Genomic DNA, 19,559 nt, shown 5'->3' with positions numbered 1-19,559 from the left:
CCCATTCGAGGTGGCCATGACTTCGTCGGATTTGCCCGATCTGAAACTGCTGCAACTCTTCGACTTGCTCTACGACGCGCGCAGCGTGACGCGTGTCGCCGAGCAGCTAGGGCAAAGCCAGCCCACCGTCAGCATTTGGCTCGGGCGCTTGCGCGAGCACTTGCACGACCCGTTGTTCATCCGCACGCCCGGGGGCATGGCGCCGACGCCGCAGGCAGACGCACTGATCGGGCCTTGCCGGGAAATACTGGAATCCTTGAGGCGCTTCGTCGCCTGGGAAACGGCCTTCGATCCGGCCACCGCGCAGCGGCGGTTTCGGATCTGCATGACAGACGCGAGTCATATCACGCTGCTGCCGAGACTGCTCGCGCACGTGCGCGCGCAAGCGCCGGGCATCCGGCTCGAGGCGGCGGGAATCGACGGCAATACAGAACGTGCGCTGGAATCGGGGGAATCGGATCTCGCGATCGGCCATGTTCCTTGGCTGAGCGGGGGCATCTATCAGCAGCAGCTCTATCGCCAGGACTGGGTGTGCCTCGTCAACGCACACCATCCGCGCATTCGCGCGAGGCTCCTGCTAAAGCAGTATTGCTCGGAAGGGCATGCGGTCATCGAGTCGGGCACCGGTGCGCAACTACTCGAACAAGCGCTCGCCCGCGCGCGCATCGAACGGGAGGTCGTGCTCCAGTTGCCGGGCTTTCTTGGCCTGGGCACGATCGTCCAGACGACCGATCTGATCGCCACGCTTCCGCGCCATATCGGGGAAACGCTAGCCGCCGCAAACGGGCTGGCAGTCCATCCGTGTCCGGTTCCGGTGGATGGCTTTTCGGTCCGGCAACACTGGCACGCGCGGTATCACCACGAGGCCGGGAATCGATGGTTACGTGGCGTAGTGGTCCAGCTTTTCGGCATGGCCAAGGGCCGCCGACCCTAACGCCCGCTGATATACGGCTGCAAAGCCCTCAGCCAGCACGCCACCGCGACCGCACCGCCGTCGGGGGACCCAATCGCGCGCGCACCCAGATAGCTTGCGCGTCCCGCGCGCGGCGTCATATGCGCGGTGTCCTTCGCGCCCGATTCCGCGGCGCTGACCGCGGCCGCCCACGCCTTGGCGGCGTCGTAGCCCGCATTGAGTTCACGCTTGAATGCCTGCGCGGCCGGTACGAGCGCGTCCAGCATCGTACGATCGCCGGGCTTTGCACCGCCCAATTCCCTAATGGCGTCGGCCGCGCCGTTCATTGCCGCGGCCCAATCGGCGGCAGTCGGCTTCGGATGATCGGCGAGAATCCGGGCCGCCCGAAGCAGAGCCGTCGCGTAGAAAGGCCCGGAGCTGCCGGCGATCGCGCGGCGCAATGCCATGCCGACGGCCGCGAGCGCCTTGTCGGGCGCGAAGAGCGCTGAATCCGGTACTGCAAGAATCGCCTCCGCGGCACGCCTCATACTGGCGCCAAGGTCACCATCACCGGCTTTCGAATCGAGGTCGGTTAGGATGGCCTCCTGCTCGAGCAGAGCATGTGCAACCGCTTCCAATGCAGGTTTAAACCGGCCGGACCATTCACGGCCGCCATCGGTCAGCGCCGATGGCGCGTTCTCCACAGCGGATACCGCGGGTGCGGTCTCAATCAGAATCTGGCGGTTGACTTTCCCATTGCCGGGCCAAGCGCGCGCCTCGGTACCGGCATCGAGCAATGCGAGCATTTCATCGTCCAGACGCAAGACGGAAATGGAGCAGCCCGGCATATCGAGCGCGGACAGAAGCGTACCCGACCACGCACGCTCAACGCCAATATCCCGACGGCTCAAGCTCGCAAATGCATCGCGCAGTACAATCGCCAGTTCCATTTCCGGCGTGGCGCCCAGCCCGTTCACCAGCAATGCCACGCGTTCGCCGTTCCGAAGGCCAAGGTCTTCGATGATGTTGGCGAGCAATGTCTCCGTCAGTTCGCCCGCTTTCATCGGAGCGGTGCGCTCTACCCCCTTCTCTCCATGAATGCCGAGCCCCAACTCGATTTCGTCATCCGCGAGGCGAAAGCCCGCTTTGTCCGCGCCGGGCAATGTGCATCCGTCGAGTGCGACACCCATCGTTCCGAGGTTTGCGACCGCCCTCCGGGCAACGGCCGCCACCGCGTCCAACGAACACCCGTTGGCGGCCGCGGCGCCGGCGATCTTGTGCACCAGCACGGTCCCGGCAATCCCGCGACGCTGATGACGCTCGATCCGCCCTCGCAGCGATACGTCGTCCGCCACGGTCACGATCTCCACGGGAATCCCCTCCGATCGGGCCAACTCGGCCGCGAGACCGAAGTTCAGCCGATCGCCCGTATAGTTCTTCACAATCAGTAAGGCGCCTTTGTCTCCGGCTGTCGCGCGAATCGCTGCCAGCACGGCGTCGGTGGATGGTGACGTGAATACCTCGCCGCACACGGCCGCGCTGAGCATCCCGTTGCCCACGTATCCACCGTGAGCCGGCTCGTGGCCGCTACCGCCACCCGAGATCAATGCAACCGGACGTTCGGACGATTCGGGAAGGTACTTGCGGACGAGGACGTTCTCGTTACCGAGGATGGCGACATGCGGCGCTTGCCGTGCGATCCCTTCGAGCATTTCGCGGACGACCGCGGACGGATCGTTGATCAGTTTCTTCATTGGCTATCTCTTGGCAGAGGTTAAGAAGCGACAGAGAGACATCCGGTACAGACGCGGATGCGTGTTCACATCATTCCTGCGAGGCGGGCTAAGCCGATCGCACTGATTCCGCCCAAAATGGGGCCTACCACGGGCACCCACGCGTATGACCAGTCAGACGATCCTTTGCCCGGAATCGGCAAAATCGAATGGGCAAGACGCGCACCCAAATCTCTGGCGGGATTGATCGCAAAACCCGTAGGGCCGCCTAGCGAGAGCCCGATGCCATACACGATCAGGGCCACCGTCAGTGGGCCAAGCACGCCCGTCGTTCCGACCGACTTGTTGAAAATCGCCACGACCAGGAAAACGAGGACGAACGTACCGATGAACTCGGTGAGGACGTTCGCAAACGGCGCACGAATGGCCGGGCCGGTGGAGAAGCACGCCAGCTTGATCCCGGCGTCTTCCGTATTTTTCCAGTGCGCGAGATATGCCAGCCACACCAGCACGGCCCCCAAAATGGCACCGATCAGTTGCCCCGAGAGATACGGTAGCAGTTCATGTTTCGGAAAATGCCCCAACGCGAAGAAGGCCAGCGTGACCGCCGGATTCAGGTGTCCTTGGCTACCCAGCGCGACGGCGGTTACCACGCCTGCCAGCACAGCGAAAGCCCAGCCCGTGGCAATTACGATCCACCCGGAATTTTGCCCCTTCGATTTGGTCAGCAATACATTCGATACGACGCCATTGCCCATCAGCACGAGGAGCGCCGTTCCAACTAGCTCCCCAACGAATCCGTTTTCCATGTCTCTCTCCATCTTCCAGTTGGGATTAGCTCCAGTTCAGCGCCGCCGTACGAACCGGCGCGTCCCAGAGTCTTGTAAATTCGGTATCGAGCTCGGTCAGCGTGATCGAGCAGCCCGCCATTTCAAGCGACGTGACATAACTGCCCGTCAAAAAGCGCGTCACGGAAATGCCATGGCCGCATAAGATTCGTTTCGCCGCATTCACCATGAGATAGAGTTCGACCAATGGCGTGCCACCGAAGCCATTCACAAACAACAAGCAACCTCGCCCATTGCTTGGCCTCAAGTCCTCGATGATCGACTCGACCAGTTCCGCGGCAACCGCATCCGCGCTGCGCAGCTTGACGCGTCGACGGCCAGGTTCGCCGTGGATGCCCACGCCCATTTCCATTTCATCGTCGGCGAGCGTGAACGTCGGACTGCCGGCTGCAGGCACCGTGCATGAACCCAGCGCGACCCCCATCGAGCGAGTGCGGCTGTTCACGGCCTGCCCGAGCGCGTGAAGCTCTTCGAGCGTCCGGCCTTCCTCCGCCGCGGCGCCGACCAGCTTTTCCACCACGAGCGTGCCGGCCACGCCGCGGCGCCCTATCGAATACGTCGATTTGGCGACGGCGACGTCGTCGTCGACCAGTACAGTCATGACCTGGCCGTCCGCAAGCTCGGCCGCCATTTCGAAGTTCATCACATCGCCTTCGTAGTTCTTGACGATCAGCAGGCTGCCCGCCCCCGTATCGACGTCCTTGATCGCTTCCGCGATTTGATCGGGCGTCGGCGAAGTGAAGATTTGGCCCGGGCATGCGGCATCGAGCATGCCTCTGCCGACGAAACCCGCATGCAGCGGCTCGTGGCCCGCGCCGCCTCCCGAGATGAGCGCGACTTTTCCGGGTGTCAAAGTCTTGCGTCGAATGAACTTGTGCCCGGCGGCAAGCGTGATCGTGTCCTCATGCGCCGCGGCAAACCCATCGAGCGACTCGTAAAGCACATTCTCCGGCGCATTAATCAGCTTCTTCATTGCGTCTCCTCCTTATCGATCGGCGATGAAGCAAACGTGCTCGCCATTTGGGTCAGTGTTCGAGCGAAATCGGCAATCAGGTGGTCTATCTTGAGATTGAGTTCGGCATCGTCGAGGTCGGGCACGGTCACGCTTACCGTACGTGTTCGATGTTGTGAACTCGTGGGCAACTGCCGTCGCGGATGAGCCTGCCGATAGAGATCGAGAAACGCGCTCCTTTCCGCGGCAGAGAAATGGCAAATGGAAAAGATCGTGTTCAGATGGTCGACCGGAATCGGCGTGGAATATGCGGGATTGGTGATCTGCGAAACGAACGAACGATGTTTTCCCAGCGCCTGAGCCAAGTGTTGACGCGTGCCCGAAGGACGATTGTCCAGAACGCCTGTCAAGACGCGCTTGTACTCGGCGACCAGGTCTTGCCGTGCGGGAGACTTCTCTTCTTGGCTCATAACGGATACTTGGAGGGATGTTCGATTAAGCGGTAGTCGGCGCGCCGGATTTCATTGCGCTCAAGTCGAGCTTTGCGATAGCGGCCTTCACGCGGCCGACGCTCGCAATGCCGACCGAGATCGATCTCAATCCGCATGAAAGCAGTGCCGGCAGTACGTTCGGATCGGCCGCCGCGTCGCCGCACAAGCTCGTGTCGACACCGGCACTTGCTCCGTATCGCACCACGTTCGCGATTAGGCGCAACACGGCGGGATTCAGCGGATCGGCCAGTTTGCCCACCGCTTCGTTGTCGCGCCCCGCCGCCGTCACATATTGAGTCAGATCGTTCGATCCGATGGAAAAGAAATCGGCGTTGAAGACTTCCGGCGCGATCGCCGCGGCGGGCACTTCCACCATCATGCCCAGCGGAGGCACTTTCGCCGCTATCGCATCGCGCTCGAGCATTCCCACCTCCTCCTGAAACATCGATCGCACCGCTTCGAGCTCGGTGGGCACCGTCACCATCGGCACCATGACCTTGAGATTGCCGTGTACGGCCGCCCGGGCGAGCGCGCGAAGCTGAACGCGAAACGGCTCCGTGCGGACAAGCGAGAGACGAACGCCTCGCACACCGAGAAACGGATTGCGCTCGCCGTCGATGGTCAGCCCGGCAATCGGCTTATCTCCGCCTGCATCGAGCGTGCGGACAACCACCGGTCGCCCCGCCGCCCAATTGAGTATGTGGCGATACGCCTCGTATTGAGCGTCCTCGGCAGGCTGTGCGGATGCGTCCGCAAAAAGCAGTTCCGTACGAACGAGACCCACGCCATCGCATACCTCGGGATCCAGACTATCGAGTTCTGTAACGTCGGCCACATTGATCGACACGGTCACCGCCACGCCATCTCGGGTCACGGCGGGCCGATAGGCGGATTTTTCGATCGCCACGCGTTGCGCCGCGTCGCTTTCCATGCGCCGCTGAAACTGCTGGCGATCTGCGTCTGTCGGTCCCACCATCACGGTGCCGTCTACCGCATCGACGAGGATCTCCGTGGCGTCAACGGGAACGTCGCCCTGCAGCGCGACGATCATCGGCACGCCTCGGGCACGCGCCAACATCGCAACGTGGCTGGTGGCGCTGCCCTCTGTCAGCACGAGGGCGCTCCCGGCCTTCCAGTCGATCGAGAGAAAGCGTGAAGGCGAGAGATCTGTGCCAACCATCACCGCGCCACCCGGCGGTGCTTCGGCAGCGGTGACGCCGAACAAGCAGGCCAACACTTGGTCGCGCAGGTCCTTGAGGTCCGAAGCACGCGCTCGGAAGTATTCGTTCTGCGACCGTTCGTAAGTCTCGATTTCGTCGTTCATCGCACCGCGCCATGCTTCGTCGGCGGCAGCCCCTTGCCGTATCGCGGCAAAGATCGGTTGGCACAAATCCTCGTCCTTGCCCAACGCAATCTGGAATCCGATGATCTGGGCGGCGTGCGCATCCACGCGTGCGATCAACGCTTGCAGTCGATTCGTGGCGGTCTCGATCGCAGTGCGTAAATCCGCCACCTCTTTTTCGGAGTCCGCATGGGGCGTGCGGCATCCCGATACCGTCTCATCTGCCGCGAGCCGCATCGGCGGGCCGGCAGCCAATCCTGCGGATGCGGGACGTCCTTGGAGGACGAGGCTAGCCATGATGGCCGCCATCGGCATCGCACAGGCTGTCTTCGCCGAAGTTTTGCTCGACCAACGCCACCATCGCCGCCACGGCATCGCCAGCGCCCTCACCCGTCGCCCGGAAATACAACGACATACCCGCTTCGGCCTGAAAACTCATCACCTTCACCGGACTCTTTGCGTTGATCCAGGGGCCATCGGGCGAAATCGCCAACTCGATGCGCCCATGAAACGATTTGGCCAACTGCGTGAGCTTGATGCTTGGCCTGGCATGCAGCCCGGTTTCATTGACCAAGCGCGCACTTCCGATTGCGACCGCATGCGACATGGATCGTTCTCCTCGTTCTTTCACTGCCGATGCATCTCCTCGGCCATGCTTTTGACCTGCTCGATGGCTGCCCCGCCGGACGCTTCCGCGGCGGCAATGATCGAACCTTCCACGAGCGGCGCATCGCAAAGAAGAACCTTGTTGCGCCGATCGGCTTCCAGCATTTCGATGGCCATTTCACTGTTCGTCTCGGCGCCGCCCAGATCGACGAGAATGACGACGCCCGCATCCGACCATGCCCGATCGATCGCGCGGATGATCGAGCCGACATCGGTGCCCAGTCCGCCATCCGCATTGCCGCCCGTATAGGCCACCGGCACGCTGTTGCCTACCATTTGATGCACCATGTCCGCCGTTCCTTCGGCGATCTTCGCCGAGTGCGACACGATGACTATTCCGACGTTAGGCACAATTCAATCTCCAAGAAAATCGCATAGAGCGGAAATAACCAGCGCGGACGAACGCGCGCCGGGGTCCATATGGCCGATCGATCTCTCACCGAGGAACGACGCTCGGCCACGTACGGCGAGCATGGGAATGGTCGCGTCAGCCGCCGATGCCGCTCTGCTTTTGACGCGATCGAGGAGGCCGCCCGTGCCGGCGGCAAGCTCTTTCTGTACCGGCACCAGCACATCGAGCAACGTCTTTTGTCCCGCGGACGATTTGCCTCGTCGTTCCACTGCGGAGACCGCCGCATTGAAAGCATTGCGGATATCGATGAGGGTCGGGGCAACCGGCAGTTCCTTGCCGAGCGTCATAAAAAACGTGCCGTAAAGGGGCCCCGATGCGCCGCCGACCGTCATCACGAGCGTCTTGCCGATCTCGGTCAGCGCTTGCGGGAGCGGCTGTTGCGAAATCCCGTCCGCCAACTCCGCCACGTGCTCGAAGCCCCGCTTCATATTGAGCCCGTGATCGCCGTCGCCGATGGCCTGATCAAGCGCGGTGAGCTCGTCGGCATGCGCGATGACGGTTTGCGCGACCGCCAGAAGCAATGCCTTGAAGGTTTGTGGTTCCACTGCCGTCTCCTCCGTTGATGCGCGCTCCGATCTACTGAACGGAGGCCCGGCGTGGAGGCTCGATAGGCTTCGCTTCGCCTGGTTTTTGCGCATGTTTAGTGATGACTTTCATTCACTAAACTTCGACTGAAGTCTAGCAGGCGTGTTTAGCGATGTTAGTAGGGGAAACCCGCTAGAGTCTTTGGTGGCAGTGGATTCGCTGGTGTCGCTATCTTAATTTACTGAACAAAAGTTGAGTTAAGCGATGGAAATGCACCGTCTTTGCCTGACGATATTCGAGTAAGCCAAGCCACCCCGAGCGCATTCGCTGCGATGTTGCGCAAAGCGCTGAAGATTTGGCTGCACTTGCGCGCCCGCTGGGGCGCTTATGCGGCGCGCTCGCCCAGCATCGCCAGGTACCGCGCGACCGCCCCCCATTCCCCGCCGATCCGGCTCAGCGCGACGAGCTCCGATCGCGGCCCGCTCTTCCCGAGCGTCCGATAGACGACATTCGGCGCCGCGATCCGGCTCAGCGGCGCCGGCGCGAGTGCCACGCCGAGACCCGCGCCCGTCAGCGCCAGCACCGACAGCGTGCTGCTGACCTTGTGCGCGGCGCGCGGCCGAGCACCTGCCGCAGAACCGCCAGTTGCCCTTCGTCGTCGCAGTCGGCCGCACTTCGCGACGCTGCCGCTGCCCGACGTCGACGGCACGCTGGCCGAGATCGACCGCGCGTTCGACACGCTGAACGCCGACGGCGTCGTGCTGCTCAGCAACTACGGCGGCACGTATCTCGGCGATCCGGCATTCGAACCAGTGTGGGCCGCGCTCGACCGCCGTGGTGCAGTCGTGTTCATCCACCCGGCAAAGCCCGCGATCGACGGGCTGCCCGGCATGCCCGGCCCGCTGCTCGACTATCCGTTCGATACGACGCGCACGGCACTGCAACTGGTGCTCAACAGCGTGGTCGTGCGCTACCCGAGCGTGCGCATCATCCTGTCGCACGCCGGCGGCTTCCTGCCTTATGCCGCGTACCGTTTCGCCGAACTCGCGCCGGGCGTGCGCAACGACGTGCCGGACCGCGACGGGCTGCTCGCGCTGCTGCGCCGCTTCTACTTCGATACCGCGCTGTCGGCGCCGTCCGCGCTGCCCAGCCTCGTCGCGTTCGCCCAGCCCGATCGTGTGCTGTACGGCAGCGACTTCCCGTACGCGCCGGCGTCCGTCGGTACGTCGTTCACCGGCGCGCAGGACGCGTATCCCGCGCTCGACGCCGACCGGCACGCCGCGATCAACCGCGCGAACGCACTGCCGCTATTCCCGCGTCTCGCCGCACTCGCGCGATAACCCAACAACGCGCAACGTGACGCTCGCCGCATCGGCGGCGTCACGCATGCAAGGTCAACCGCCCGGCGCCGTCAGAACGCGATCACGGGCTTCGTTCGAAGAATCCCGACGCGGCCGCATTCAAGGCAAAACTCACTGGTACTTGTCCCCCACCTCCACGCGAATCGGGTAAGTGTCATAGACGATTGTGAGTTGGCTAAAGCGTCCGTCGTTGGAGAAGTCGAAGACGTCACAGCAATCGAAGCTCACGTGCGTTCCGTCTTTCAATCCCCAGTCGTAAGTGAAATATCCGATCGCGCGCGCATTACCGGATGCGCTAACCAGGATATCGATGAGTCTTATCCGGCTTTGCCCGGACGCTTCGCGAAGTTTCTCAAAGAACGGCGCTGGGGCCATCCAGCCGAGAAACGGTGAGTAGACCTTCGCGTCGTCGGCGAACAAGGCGACAATGCCTTCGGTATCGCCCTTTTCCAAAAGCGTCAGGTAACGTTCGATGGATTCTGCGAAGTTGCGGGTACTGGGTTGTGATTCCATGGTGCCTGTTCCTCGAACGATGGTGTCAAACGCGCACGTGCTGTTTCTACGCGCGCTACAAAATTTCGTGATCACGTGTCGCGAACTTTCAACTTCCAGCCGCGAGCCGCGTGCGATCGAAACCGGCAAGCTGCTTGTAGCGGGCAGCAATAGCAGTGAGTTCCTCGAGCGAAATCACGTCGCTGATGCTGCGGAACCCGTCTGGCGCGCGTTCTTCCGCAAGTTGCATCATTTGCTCGGGACCGTTCTGACGATTGGCCAAAACCACGGCTGCGGTTTTGGGTCGCCGCTCGGCGTCATAGCGCGCGAGGGCAGCTTGCGGATCGCCTGGCATTTCACACAGGCTGTCGACCAAACAACGCGCATCCAGAATCGCCTGCGATGCACCGTTCGAACCGATCGGATACATCGGATGCGCGGCATCGCCCAGCAATGTAACGCGCCCAACGCTCCAGTGCGGAAGCGGATCGCGATCGACCAACGGGTATTCATAGACTGCCTGTGCTCCCCGAATGATGGCCGGAATGTCGATCCAGTCCCAGCGCCAGTCAGCGAAGGCGCGCTCGAATACGTCCGCCGAAACCTGTCTGTTCCAGTCGTTTCGCGCAGGCGTTCCGCTCTCGACACGCGATTCGGCAATCCAATTGATCAACGACTTCCCCTCCCGGCGCAAGGGCTCCGAGATCGGATAGGCAACGAATTTCAGATCCTGGTGACCGGCCATGAACATCGTTCGCCCGTCCAGAAACGGCTGTGCCAAAGTCACCGCACGCCAGAGCATCCGTCCTGAGAATCGCGCCATGCCTTCATGGGGAAACAGATAACGCCGCAACGCTGAGTGAATGCCATCAGCGCCAACGAGCACGTCCGCCGTCTCGGTCACAACGCGCCCTTCTGCTCGGCACCGGAAGCGTGCCTCGACCGGTTGGTCATTTCTGGAAACGTCGATCAACTCCCGGCCGGTAATGATGCGTTCGGCGCCAAGCTCGCGTCGCGCCGCGGACAACAAGATCATCAACAACTCGCCGCGGTGGATGGAAAACTGCGGCCACGGGTAGCCTGCCTCGCGACCGCGCGGCTCGTGCCAGATGCCCTGACCGAACTTGTTGAAGTAATGAAGCGAGGACGTTTCGATGCCGGTTTCGGCAAGCTGAGCCTGCAGTCCAAGCTCCGTCAGTTCCTTCACCGCATGTGGCAAAAGGTTGATACCGACGCCGAGAGCCTTCGGCTGCTCCACCGCTTCGAATACGGTTACATCGAGGCCGCGGCGATGCAAAGCGAGGGCAAGGGTCAGGCCGCCGATACCGGCGCCCGCAATCATGATTCGCATGATGTCGTCTCCGTCCATGTCTGCGAGACATTGTTATACACCTAAACAATTTGACCGTGAAACTAATTTTCCGTACAGTTTGCGCAGTACTTAACTTAGGGCGTCTCTGAACATGGCTCGCTCCACTTCGACGCAACGCTCGCTTCCGCCATCGGACGAAATCGGACCAGGATTCGAGTCTCATGTACCTGGTGTGGACTACGGCGTCCTCGACAATCTGGTGGGTTACGCCATACGTCGCGCGCAAATTTTGGTATACGACGATTTCCTCCAGGCGCTTGCGCCGTGGGACATCACGCCTCCGAGGTTTTCCGCCTTGGTGCTGATCGCGCGTAACCCGGGCATGAAGCAGACGGATCTCGCACAGCTTCTTGGCATAGCGCGCTCCGGCGTGGTGATGTTGACCGACGGATTGGAAGCGCTCGGTTATGTGCGCCGTGTAGCGTCGAAGACGGATCGTAGGGCGTACATGCTCGAGTTGACGTCCGCCGGATCGAAGGCCTTATCGGCTATCGAAGCGGCAGTCCGCGAGCACGACGCTCGCATGTCGAGCCGTCTGTCCGAAGCGGAAAAGTCAAAATTGATTCAGTTGCTGGCCAGGATCGGCCCGGCGGGAGAGCAGCAATGAGCGACCTTCCTCTGGAATTCGAGCACGCTTTCGATATGACGATCCAGGTCGGCCAGGCGGTCGCAGTCAATGCGGCGCCCAACGGAGAGCGCCGACTCATCCCTATCCTCGGCGGCGTCGTCGATGGCCCTATGTTGAAGGGGAATATTCTGCCCGGAGGCATGGACCTGCAATGGGTGCGTCCGGATGGCGTTGCCGAGATCAGCGCGTGCTATACGCTCGAGATCGAGCGAGGCCGTCGCGCATTGCTCCACAACCGCGGCTTGCGGTGGGGCGAGCTCGACGTGCTATCGCGACTTGCGCGCGGCGAGCGCGTGCGAGCCGACGAATACTATTTCCGTGGAAGCGTGTGGTTGGAGTCGGGTGATTCCGAACTGGAATGGGTACGACGCAGCGTTTTTGCCTGTACGGGACAGCGCGAGCCGAACGCTGTTCGGCTCGCCGTCTACAGAGTCGCGTAGACGATCTGCTGTCAGTTACGGACAATTGCCGATCACATAATATCCGGCCGACGTCTGCGCCAGCGTGTTCGAATAAAAGACGTTATCCAGCCCCATGCTCTGGTTCGACCCGTTCGCATAGGCGATCCCACCGGAATCGTGCGCGCGACCGGCCTGCACGTGCGCGTAGTTCGTGGCTGTCGTCTCGGTACAAACAAAACTCGATTGCGTCGTCGCCGACACGGACGAAGAATGGGCGCTCTCCCCTGCGTTCGGATCGATTTCCGTGACGGTATAAGAATAGGTCGTGCCCGCCGTCAAGCCCGAATCGGTATAGCTCGTCGACACCGACGAGCCAACCTTGCTGCCGTTGCGGTACACGTTATAGCTCGTTGCGCCAGCAACCGCATTCCAGGACAGCGACACGGAGGTCTGTGTCGTACCGGTGACCGCTAACCCCGTCGGCGGGGACCCGGATTGCGTCGGCCCCGACACCGCGCGCAGATTGTTCTTGACCCAGTAGTCCATCAGGAAGACCGGATAGTTGATGTGCGTCGCATCGACGTAATTCGAGTTGTTGCCGCCGGACCCCGCGGGCCACGCATGCCCCATGCCGGACACTGAAATCTCGTGCGTCCGCACCTTACCGCTGCTGTCGGAATACGGCGTATTCGTTCCCCCACCCGGAATCGTCACCTTCGCACCCTGCGTAAACGTACCGCCGTAGAGAATCCGGAAGGCTGCCGTGTCGAGCGGACCGTAGGCCTGCGCAACCGTGTAGTCCGACGTTCCCCACACCGCGCCCGCGATCTGGCTGGAGAACTTGCCGACGTTGGAACCCGCCCAAGCCTTGCACTGATTCGCCGCCGTCGTTGCCGTGTAGCCGCTTGGAACATAGCTGATCTGAGAGGTCGTCGTTCCCGGCGGCGGCCCGGCGTTGATGCCGATCCCCGCGAAAACGTCCGGTGCAATGCAACCGAGCACCATCGTCATGCCGCCGCCCGACGACAGGCCAGTGACGTACACTTGATTCGAATCGATAGCGTATTGCGAGTTCGAAACGAAGCGATTCACCAGATCCAGCAATACTCCGACATGCCCGGCACTGCGGCTCGGCGAAGTGTTCGCGTAATCCCAGCAATGGTTGCTATAGACGTTTCCAGTCGCGTTCGGCGCAAGGACGACTGCCCCGTACTGATCCGCAATCGCCTTCCAATTGAAGCCGGCAGCACTGCTGTTGTTGATCACGTCGCCGGCCGCGGTCTGCAGGCAACCGTGCAACACCAATATCAGCGCGCGCTGACCATTGGGCGTCGTGGGCTGAGTCGCGGGCCAATAGTAATAACCGGTCAGGTTACCGCCGTTGACGGTATCGGCCGCCCAGGTTTGCTGCGCACTCCACGCTCCCGGTCCGGGCGTGACTGAAGCGAGCGCGGAAGTGGTTGCAAGCGCAGCGAAAAAAACGATGAGCCATCGCCACTGGCGTCGTGAGAGCAGTTGCATGACGTCTCCTTCATTTATTTGGATACTGCGTACGGGGCAGGCGCATCAGAGGCGGGATGTATTGACGCGGTTCGCGCCCTATTCAAAGCGACTTAAATCGCATTTACAGAACTATTCCTCCGACGCCGCATGTTATTTCGCAGTATCGCGAGGTAGTTTGCAATTGTTTTTTTCGGTATCACGCTGACCCCACTACCCCTTGACTCGATGCTAGCATGCTAGCAAACTAGCGCCATGAACGACGACGAAGCAGTCAAGCAATTCAACGTTTACCTCCCGCTCGGTCTCATTCGGGAGGTGAAGCATCACGCAATCGAAACCGAGCAGTCGCTATCGGCCTTGGTTGCCGATGCGCTGCGCGAGTACCTCGCTGCGAGGACGTCCAAGCCTCGCTCATCCGGAAAGGAGTGACGTCATGCCCGACAAGAAAACCACCACTGGTGCCGAACGTGGCATCGAAGCCGTCTTTTTAACCACCCACAATTGGGGGAAGTCGGCGAAGTTCTTCCAGTCGCTTGGTTTCACGCTGGAGTTTGAAACCGACCATCAATCCGGCCGGCTTACCAAGGGCGATGGCCCTTACCTGTTCATCGCCGAAATTCCCGCCAACGATCCACCGGAGGCACAGGTGGTCATCCGCGTCCCCGACGAAGGCAAGGTCCAGCCCGGCGCGGGCGTTGAGGTACTCACTCCGTTCGAGGATACGCATTGGGGAACGCGCGAGATGACAGTGCGCGATCCGGACGGACGCGTTTGGCGGCTGCAGGCCCCCGGCAAGGCCGGTGATCAGTAAGTCAATGGAGGGCTCGATGAGCAACGACAATACGGACAACGTTCCCGACAGCACGGCCGCACGCGTCGCGTTATGGCGTGCGCTGCATGCCACGATCGATGCGCCGCCGCATGTGCTGGACGATACGATCGGCTTGCAACTTCTCGCCCCTCCTCCGAACTGGCAACAACGCGGCGACATGGACTTGGCGTTCACGCGGCCATTTCGCGCATCGATCGTCGCACGTGCTCGTTTCATCGAAGACCTCGTGATCGAGCGGGCCGCGCAAGGATTGACGCAATACGTGATTCTCGGCGCCGGGCTCGATAGCTTTGCGCAGCGACGTCCGGATATCGCGTCGCAGTTGACGATTTTTGAAGTGGATCAAGCCGGCACGCAGCGATGGAAACGCCGGCGCCTAAACGAGCTCGGCTTCGGCACGCCCGATTGGCTGCGCTTCGTCCCGGTCGACTTCGAGGCAGGCGATTCGTGGCGGCATGCCCTCGCGGCAGCGGGATTCGATGCGAGCAAGCCCGCCGTGGTCGTATCGACGGGCGTCAGCATGTACCTGACCGAAGAAGCGAATCGCGTTGCGTTGCGTGAAGTGGCGACGCTCGCGCCTGGCTCGGCGCTCGCGATGACGTTCCTGCTTCCGCTTGAACTGGCCGATCCCGAGGTGCGGCCATCGCTGGAAATGGCCGCGCGAGGGGCGCAAGCAAGCGGAACGCCCTTCATCAGTTTCTTTACACCTGCTCGGATACTCGAGCTAGCCAAAGAAGCCGGTTTTACCGATGCGCGTCATGTTTCCGCGGACGACCTAACCCAACGATATTTCGCGGGGCGAAGGGACGGACTTCGTCCGCCGAGCAATGCGGAAGAACTACTGATCGCAACGGTTTAGCTCGTGGATCCGGACCTCGTTTTTGCGTGGCAAGCGGCGCATTCGTTGGCGCGCAGCTCTCCGCCTCCCGTTCACGATCGCGGTGGCTTTAGAGTAGATACTCGCGGAGAAAAAGAAGTTGCTCGTTGGGTTTTTCCCAGCCTATGCGATGGGCTCTATGAAGTCGCACGCGAAATTTCCAGTCCAAGGCACTACCTGAAACTGTGCGGTACTTCGGAGGCGTTGCGAGGCGCAGTGCCGGCGAGCTGGGAGATTCAACCCGAGAACTACTTCATGGTGGCGACCGCGAGTAGTCGCGAAATGCGTCCCTTGCCCGATGGTTACCGTTTGGAATTTCGTCAATCCGGGCCGGTTGCCCAAGTGAAGATCGTCGGCTCGCAAGGTGATATCGCGGCCAGCGGCTTCGCGGCGGAAACCATGGATGCGTTTGTGTTCGATCGTATTGAAACGGCACCGGCGCATCGGCGAAAAGGATTGGGCATTGCCGTGATGAGCGCGTTGGGGGCGGTGAACCGGTTCGGGAACCGCCCTCAACTGTTGGTCGCGACGGAAGAAGGCCGGTGCTTATACGAGCGCCTTGGATGGACGGCAATCGCAACGGTTGCCACGGCGGTCATTCCTGAGACGTGCGACTCTCTCGGATTGCCGTCGCTTCAAAGTGGACTGCCGTCTTCAGACTGCGTCACCAGATAGGAATGATCACCCATCGGCCGGATCAACTTGTCAGAGACTTTTGGCGCGCGCAATTCGGCGTCGGTCGGGTCGTACACTAGCGCATAGGCAACGCCCGGCGCCAATGGCGGGGCCTCTAAGTGGAGCTCAGTCGCGATCGGAAGCCGATCAATGACTTCGCACCCGCACTGTCCCGGACAGCTCGCCCGACGCTTTCACACATCTGGTGAACTACTACTTCGATGGTCAGTAGCCTATTTGATCGGGTTGCGTTGCATGATCTTCACAGCGTTCGAAATCGAAATCCACCAAAAAGGAATTACTATTAAATATTCAACAAAAAGCTTCCAGCCAAACGGATTTCTCGCACTACGCAGTTCATCCATTTGTCGATCGGGGCGTAGGAGCCCCTTGTGCACATAGAAATCCTAACGTTCACTCGATCTAAAGCCTCGAACATATTTCCTGCTGAACACCGTCGACAAATGCGACGTGTAATGAGCGATGCACCTCTGCAAGCTCATAGCGCTTGATACATATAGTGGACAGGAACGAGGCCATGATCCGGGTGGCGAAAGGCCGAAGGAATAGTCGCCACCGTTTTAAATCCGAGACCGTGCCATAACGCTACGGCCGGAGCGTTGACGGCGACAACAGCGTACGCTTCCATAGCCTTATACCCAGCCCTTCGCGTCGCATCGATAACATAGCTTGCCACGGCGCGTCCAACCCCTCGACCTCGGCAATCCGGATGCACCATGAGATCGAAATTGGCGATATGGTCGCCATTCCCGTAACGCATGGGTTTGGTCATCATCGCGGCAACGATCCTTCCATCAACCTCACCGACGTAAACGGCGGACCTCGGCGGTTCGAGCCATAGTTTCACCGCATCTTGCTCGGTGGACTCCAAAGGATAAGGATGAGTCCTTCCTGCCGAGACGACTTGTTTCCAAATGAGAAAGATATGGGACCAATCGTAGGGCTTGGCGGGACGGACAATCAATCGTCCAAATCCGTCTCGATGATCATCCTTAACAACCGAGGCTACTTTTGATGCTTGTAATTCAGTACGGACCGTACTGTCTACAAAATCAACTACGCCCCCTTCGCTTTCTGATTCTACGTTTTCCACTTTCAATTTCCTTAAAACGCTTCCACGCCTCATTGAAATGAAGTAAGTTGTTTTTACAATACCATGATTCCGTGGGGTCACGTATTCGGCGTTGCATCGCCCCAGTATTGGCGACGCCGGTGGCGCGCTTACCTGCCCTACGTCGCTCAATGAGAAATTGATGACGGCTACGCCGATACCGGCCGTGGTTATACTTGACGTTCGATGTGGCCGGCCATAACGGGCCAGCAACCAGGCCGAGGAAAGATGAACGCCGTGACGATTCCGAACGCAAACCGCATACGCAGCGCGCCTTTCAAGCGATTCTCCACGACACGTTGGACCGTTGAACTACTGCCGCGCCACGCCTATGAGGTCGCCTATACGCCGCAACAAGCCGTGGTCGGCTTTGCTTTCGAGAGTCAGTCGGGTACGCATGCATTTGCGAGCGATCGCATCCGGCCGTTCATGTCCAAACCAAACAGCTTGGCGTACGTTCCCGCGGGCTGCACGGTGTTTTCGTCGTCGGACGAAGGTGGCGAATACCTGCGCGTGACAACAATCGACACGAGTCTAAGCGGATCCTCATCCCAACGCCATTTCAACGACTTCATCGATCCCGTTGCAATCGAAGCGGCGCAAGTCATCAGGACTCAACTCCTCATCGGCGAACCGGCAACGTTACTGATCGAGGAGCAAATCATCGCCCTCTCCGAGCGGGTCAAACGCGTCTTGACCGGACGTTCGACGGAACCCAAGTTAGCCCGATCCATGACATCGGCCAGATTGCGCGCAATCGACGCAATCATAGAATCGTCCCTTGGCGAAGAAATCACGATCAAATCGATGGCTGACGCGGTGGGCTTATCCGAGGCTTTCTTCATTCGGGCCTTCAAGGCCGCCACAGGAAAAAGCCCTCACAGCTATCTGATCGACCGTAGGCTGGCCAAGGCGCGCGCGTTACTCGCAACGTCACGGTTCGATCTTCGAGAGATCGCCCTCGCCGTCGGGTTCTCTTCCCACGCGCATATGACTGCCGCTTTTCGAGCGCGGCTAGGTATCGTGCCGACCCGGTTACGCCAAGGCTGACGCAGTTGGCGGCATCAAGGGTGGAACCAAGCAGGATCCGCCATCGATTCGCGAAACTCGCAAGAAAGGCGATCCTTACCGCGCCCGAGGCTCTTGCGCTGTATCTGGATCGGCCCGATGGGCGTAGTTGAACTGATGTGCGTGCCCCCACACGGGATCACTCGCTGTTCGCACTCCCAATACCGCGCGTCCAAGTAGTCTGGATGGGGATACACCTTGACCTCGCTGCCGCGAGCAACATAGGCGTTGGCGATTCGCGCGACTTCTCGGACTTCGTCCGGAGCAAAACGAGTTTCAACGACGAAATCGAACCGTGCGCCGGAGGGTTTGATGTGGCACCCGATGGTGCCTGTGATCGCATCGGGGCGAACGTCGCATACCCCCAGGTACATCAAATGCGAGGCAGTATGGCTGAGCGATAGCTGCGCGCGCCGCAGGCGGTCGATTCGAACGATCACCTCGGAACCGGGCTTCGCATCGCGTAACAACATGACGTCGCTCTCATGTATCACGTGCTCGATAATCCCGTCGACTTGAATGTCCGGGAAGTTCGGCATATTGAGCGCGTTCCCGTACATCTTTCGAGCATCGACGAAGCGCATCTCGCGGCCGTCGTCGAGAACGATGACGCCTTGGTCGGCTTCCTGCCCGCCCCCTTCGGGATAAGCAACCGTTCTATCGAGTTCGATGGCGTTGCCCTGGACCTTTACGATCGTCGCGACGCACTCGCTTAAGTACACGTCCTCGTAGTACAGCTTTCGAGTTTTTCGGCTCAATGAAAACATAGCATTCGATACGCGGGAGAAAGAGTTCGCCTAGTCCAAGATGATAAGCAAACCCATCGAACCCGCTATCGAAAAACTGACCTAAGCGGTCACCACCCATACTTCAACTCGACCCCGGCGTAGTCGGCATTGCGTCCGCCCGCGTCGCGCACGGCGCTTCCCACCTGGAAATGCACCGCTTCGACCGAGCCGATCAGGTTCGCCGCGATCGTCCAGTCCGCGCGCAGTTGCACGTACATTCCCGTCCACGAACTGCCCTTCCCCGCGGTACCGGGGACGGCTTGATTCGCTTGCTGATAGACCGCGTCACCCGTGGTTTCACGCCACTGAAAACCGAGTGCGCCCAACAGCGCCAAATTGGCCGAGGGCTTCAACGTGATCGACGGCTTGATATGGACTAAGTTCGCATACCCCGTATAACCCGCCAGCGTGAAATAATAGCCGTTCGGAAAGAGTGCGTTGAACGTCTCCACCCTGCCATCGTGCGGATGCCGGTCGCCCGATGCGAGCTAACGTCAATAGTGGTGTATGAACAAATTGACGGCGATCGATTTCAAGCGGCGAGTTTCTGCTGAACCGGCCGATCGTCT

General features: G+C 60.6%; 22 protein-coding genes and 2 pseudogenes. 9 read left to right on the top strand and 15 right to left on the bottom strand.

Annotated elements, in window-relative coordinates:
- The first annotated feature begins 16 nt into the window (after window positions 1–16).
- On the top strand, window positions 17–934 hold the full coding sequence (locus DXT59_RS12945) for a LysR family transcriptional regulator (RefSeq protein ID WP_116137293.1): 918 nt from the start codon (window positions 17–19) through the stop codon (window positions 932–934).
- Here the strand turns inward: DXT59_RS12945 and DXT59_RS12940 are convergent.
- From DXT59_RS12940 to DXT59_RS12900, 9 genes are all read right to left on the bottom strand, one after another.
- The gene (locus DXT59_RS12940) at window positions 931–2,646 is read right to left on the bottom strand and encodes a dihydroxyacetone kinase family protein (protein WP_116137292.1); all 1,716 of its coding nucleotides are present in this window, start codon (window positions 2,644–2,646) and stop codon (window positions 931–933) included. The two genes, DXT59_RS12945 and DXT59_RS12940, sit on opposite strands and share 4 nt — an antisense overlap.
- 65 nt (window positions 2,647–2,711) lie before the next feature.
- A complete protein-coding gene (locus DXT59_RS12935) occupies window positions 2,712–3,434 on the bottom strand; it encodes an MIP/aquaporin family protein (protein ID WP_116137291.1) in 723 nt (240 codons plus the stop codon).
- Between the two features lie 25 nt (window positions 3,435–3,459).
- Window positions 3,460–4,446 carry a dihydroxyacetone kinase subunit DhaK gene (gene dhaK, locus DXT59_RS12930; protein WP_116137290.1) on the bottom strand — a complete coding sequence of 329 codons (987 nt, stop codon included), beginning with the start codon at window positions 4,444–4,446 and terminating at the stop codon, window positions 3,460–3,462.
- A complete protein-coding gene (locus DXT59_RS12925) occupies window positions 4,443–4,895 on the bottom strand; it encodes a hypothetical protein (RefSeq protein ID WP_116137289.1) in 453 nt (150 codons plus the stop codon). The genes dhaK and DXT59_RS12925 overlap by 4 nt, the downstream gene beginning before the upstream one ends.
- Window positions 4,896–4,920: 25 nt before the next feature.
- Entirely contained in the window at window positions 4,921–6,555 is a 1,635-nt protein-coding gene (gene ptsP / locus DXT59_RS12920) for a phosphoenolpyruvate--protein phosphotransferase (protein ID WP_116137303.1), read from the bottom strand.
- Window positions 6,548–6,865 carry an HPr family phosphocarrier protein gene (locus tag DXT59_RS12915; protein ID WP_116137288.1) on the bottom strand — a complete coding sequence of 106 codons (318 nt, stop codon included), beginning with the start codon at window positions 6,863–6,865 and terminating at the stop codon, window positions 6,548–6,550. Before DXT59_RS12915 ends, ptsP begins: the two co-directional genes overlap by 8 nt.
- A gap of 20 nt (window positions 6,866–6,885) precedes the next feature.
- Window positions 6,886–7,275 carry a dihydroxyacetone kinase phosphoryl donor subunit DhaM gene (gene dhaM / locus DXT59_RS12910; RefSeq protein WP_116137287.1) on the bottom strand — a complete coding sequence of 130 codons (390 nt, stop codon included), beginning with the start codon at window positions 7,273–7,275 and terminating at the stop codon, window positions 6,886–6,888.
- Window positions 7,276–7,278: 3 nt separating this feature from the next.
- Window positions 7,279–7,881, bottom strand: a complete 603-nt coding sequence (dhaL, locus tag DXT59_RS12905) for a dihydroxyacetone kinase subunit DhaL (protein ID WP_205417420.1) — start codon at window positions 7,879–7,881, stop codon at window positions 7,279–7,281.
- Window positions 7,882–8,246: 365 nt separating this feature from the next.
- A complete protein-coding gene (locus DXT59_RS12900; RefSeq protein ID WP_240324495.1) occupies window positions 8,247–8,570 on the bottom strand; it encodes a LysR substrate-binding domain-containing protein in 324 nt (107 codons plus the stop codon).
- Between DXT59_RS12900 and hndA the strand changes: the two are divergent.
- Window positions 8,533–9,201: pseudogene (hndA, locus tag DXT59_RS12895) on the top strand (2-hydroxy-1-naphthoic acid nonoxidative decarboxylase); the annotation flags it as partial. The gene DXT59_RS12900 and the pseudogene hndA overlap by 38 nt on opposite strands.
- A gap of 132 nt (window positions 9,202–9,333) precedes the next feature.
- Here hndA and DXT59_RS12890 read toward each other — a convergent pair.
- Together DXT59_RS12890 and DXT59_RS12885 are read right to left on the bottom strand one after the other, a co-directional pair.
- The gene (locus DXT59_RS12890) at window positions 9,334–9,735 is read right to left on the bottom strand and encodes a nuclear transport factor 2 family protein (RefSeq protein WP_116137285.1); all 402 of its coding nucleotides are present in this window, start codon (window positions 9,733–9,735) and stop codon (window positions 9,334–9,336) included.
- A gap of 88 nt (window positions 9,736–9,823) precedes the next feature.
- On the bottom strand, window positions 9,824–11,065 hold the full coding sequence (locus DXT59_RS12885) for a flavin-dependent oxidoreductase (protein ID WP_116137302.1): 1,242 nt from the start codon (window positions 11,063–11,065) through the stop codon (window positions 9,824–9,826).
- A gap of 112 nt (window positions 11,066–11,177) precedes the next feature.
- Between DXT59_RS12885 and DXT59_RS12880 the strand changes: the two genes are divergently transcribed.
- Together DXT59_RS12880 and DXT59_RS12875 are read left to right on the top strand one after the other, a co-directional pair.
- Entirely contained in the window at window positions 11,178–11,693 is a 516-nt protein-coding gene (locus tag DXT59_RS12880; protein ID WP_116137284.1) for a MarR family winged helix-turn-helix transcriptional regulator, read from the top strand.
- Window positions 11,690–12,154, top strand: coding sequence for a DUF3237 family protein (locus tag DXT59_RS12875; protein ID WP_116137283.1), 465 nt, complete (start codon window positions 11,690–11,692; stop codon window positions 12,152–12,154). Before DXT59_RS12880 ends, DXT59_RS12875 begins: the two co-directional genes overlap by 4 nt.
- A 15-nt stretch (window positions 12,155–12,169) precedes the next feature.
- On the opposite strand, the gene DXT59_RS12870 is transcribed toward DXT59_RS12875, so the two are convergent.
- A complete protein-coding gene (locus DXT59_RS12870; protein ID WP_116137282.1) occupies window positions 12,170–13,636 on the bottom strand; it encodes an extracellular catalytic domain type 1 short-chain-length polyhydroxyalkanoate depolymerase in 1,467 nt (488 codons plus the stop codon).
- Between the two features lie 234 nt (window positions 13,637–13,870).
- On the opposite strand from DXT59_RS12870, the gene DXT59_RS12865 reads away from it, so the two are divergent.
- From DXT59_RS12865 to DXT59_RS12850, 4 genes are read left to right on the top strand one after another with little or no spacing between them, the layout of a single operon-like run.
- Entirely contained in the window at window positions 13,871–14,047 is a 177-nt protein-coding gene (locus tag DXT59_RS12865; RefSeq protein WP_116137281.1) for a ribbon-helix-helix protein, CopG family, read from the top strand.
- A 4-nt stretch (window positions 14,048–14,051) separates the two neighbouring features.
- Entirely contained in the window at window positions 14,052–14,429 is a 378-nt protein-coding gene (locus DXT59_RS12860) for a VOC family protein (protein WP_116137280.1), read from the top strand.
- Window positions 14,430–14,445: 16 nt separating this feature from the next.
- Window positions 14,446–15,309: a class I SAM-dependent methyltransferase gene (locus tag DXT59_RS12855; protein ID WP_116137301.1), complete on the top strand. Its 864-nt coding sequence runs from the start codon at window positions 14,446–14,448 to the stop codon at window positions 15,307–15,309.
- Window positions 15,310–15,312: 3 nt separating this feature from the next.
- A complete protein-coding gene (locus tag DXT59_RS12850; protein WP_162878067.1) occupies window positions 15,313–16,002 on the top strand; it encodes a GNAT family N-acetyltransferase in 690 nt (229 codons plus the stop codon).
- Between the two features lie 499 nt (window positions 16,003–16,501).
- Here the strand turns inward: DXT59_RS12850 and DXT59_RS12845 are convergent, their stop codons facing one another.
- Window positions 16,502–17,116: a GNAT family N-acetyltransferase gene (locus DXT59_RS12845; protein WP_205417419.1), complete on the bottom strand. Its 615-nt coding sequence runs from the start codon at window positions 17,114–17,116 to the stop codon at window positions 16,502–16,504.
- Window positions 17,117–17,362: 246 nt separating this feature from the next.
- Here DXT59_RS12845 and DXT59_RS12840 point away from each other — a divergent pair, with 246 nt between their 5' ends.
- Entirely contained in the window at window positions 17,363–18,184 is an 822-nt protein-coding gene (locus DXT59_RS12840) for a helix-turn-helix domain-containing protein (RefSeq protein WP_116137277.1), read from the top strand.
- Window positions 18,185–18,198: 14 nt separating this feature from the next.
- On the opposite strand, the gene DXT59_RS12835 is transcribed toward DXT59_RS12840, so the two are convergent.
- Entirely contained in the window at window positions 18,199–18,969 is a 771-nt protein-coding gene (locus DXT59_RS12835; RefSeq protein ID WP_116137276.1) for an alanyl-tRNA editing protein, read from the bottom strand.
- A gap of 89 nt (window positions 18,970–19,058) precedes the next feature.
- Window positions 19,059–19,475, bottom strand: a pseudogene (locus tag DXT59_RS12830) (alginate export family protein); the annotation flags it as partial.
- Window positions 19,476–19,559: the final 84 nt, after the last annotated feature.

The sequence above is a fragment of the Trinickia diaoshuihuensis genome, from assembly GCF_003390925.1.
Taxonomy (GTDB): Bacteria; Pseudomonadota; Gammaproteobacteria; order Burkholderiales; family Burkholderiaceae; genus Trinickia; species Trinickia diaoshuihuensis.
This window is presented reverse-complemented; position numbering and strand designations above follow the sequence as displayed.

Coding starts and splice junctions, on each gene's coding strand:
- dhaK (WP_116137290.1), bottom strand. CDS start 4,446: ATGAAGAAGCTGATTAATGCGCCGGAGAATGTGCTTTACGAGTCGCTC.
- DXT59_RS12945 (WP_116137293.1), top strand. CDS start 17: ATGACTTCGTCGGATTTGCCCGATCTGAAACTGCTGCAACTCTTCGAC.
- DXT59_RS12940 (WP_116137292.1), bottom strand. CDS start 2,646: ATGAAGAAACTGATCAACGATCCGTCCGCGGTCGTCCGCGAAATGCTC.
- DXT59_RS12880 (WP_116137284.1), top strand. CDS start 11,178: ATGGCTCGCTCCACTTCGACGCAACGCTCGCTTCCGCCATCGGACGAA.
- DXT59_RS12885 (WP_116137302.1), bottom strand. CDS start 11,065: ATGCGAATCATGATTGCGGGCGCCGGTATCGGCGGCCTGACCCTTGCC.
- DXT59_RS12840 (WP_116137277.1), top strand. CDS start 17,363: ATGAACGCCGTGACGATTCCGAACGCAAACCGCATACGCAGCGCGCCT.
- DXT59_RS12865 (WP_116137281.1), top strand. CDS start 13,871: ATGAACGACGACGAAGCAGTCAAGCAATTCAACGTTTACCTCCCGCTC.
- DXT59_RS12835 (WP_116137276.1), bottom strand. CDS start 18,969: ATGTTTTCATTGAGCCGAAAAACTCGAAAGCTGTACTACGAGGACGTG.
- DXT59_RS12890 (WP_116137285.1), bottom strand. CDS start 9,735: ATGGAATCACAACCCAGTACCCGCAACTTCGCAGAATCCATCGAACGT.
- DXT59_RS12925 (WP_116137289.1), bottom strand. CDS start 4,895: ATGAGCCAAGAAGAGAAGTCTCCCGCACGGCAAGACCTGGTCGCCGAG.
- DXT59_RS12875 (WP_116137283.1), top strand. CDS start 11,690: ATGAGCGACCTTCCTCTGGAATTCGAGCACGCTTTCGATATGACGATC.
- DXT59_RS12855 (WP_116137301.1), top strand. CDS start 14,446: ATGAGCAACGACAATACGGACAACGTTCCCGACAGCACGGCCGCACGC.
- DXT59_RS12870 (WP_116137282.1), bottom strand. CDS start 13,636: ATGCAACTGCTCTCACGACGCCAGTGGCGATGGCTCATCGTTTTTTTC.
- DXT59_RS12915 (WP_116137288.1), bottom strand. CDS start 6,865: ATGTCGCATGCGGTCGCAATCGGAAGTGCGCGCTTGGTCAATGAAACC.
- DXT59_RS12860 (WP_116137280.1), top strand. CDS start 14,052: ATGCCCGACAAGAAAACCACCACTGGTGCCGAACGTGGCATCGAAGCC.
- DXT59_RS12935 (WP_116137291.1), bottom strand. CDS start 3,434: ATGGAAAACGGATTCGTTGGGGAGCTAGTTGGAACGGCGCTCCTCGTG.
- ptsP (WP_116137303.1), bottom strand. CDS start 6,555: ATGGCTAGCCTCGTCCTCCAAGGACGTCCCGCATCCGCAGGATTGGCT.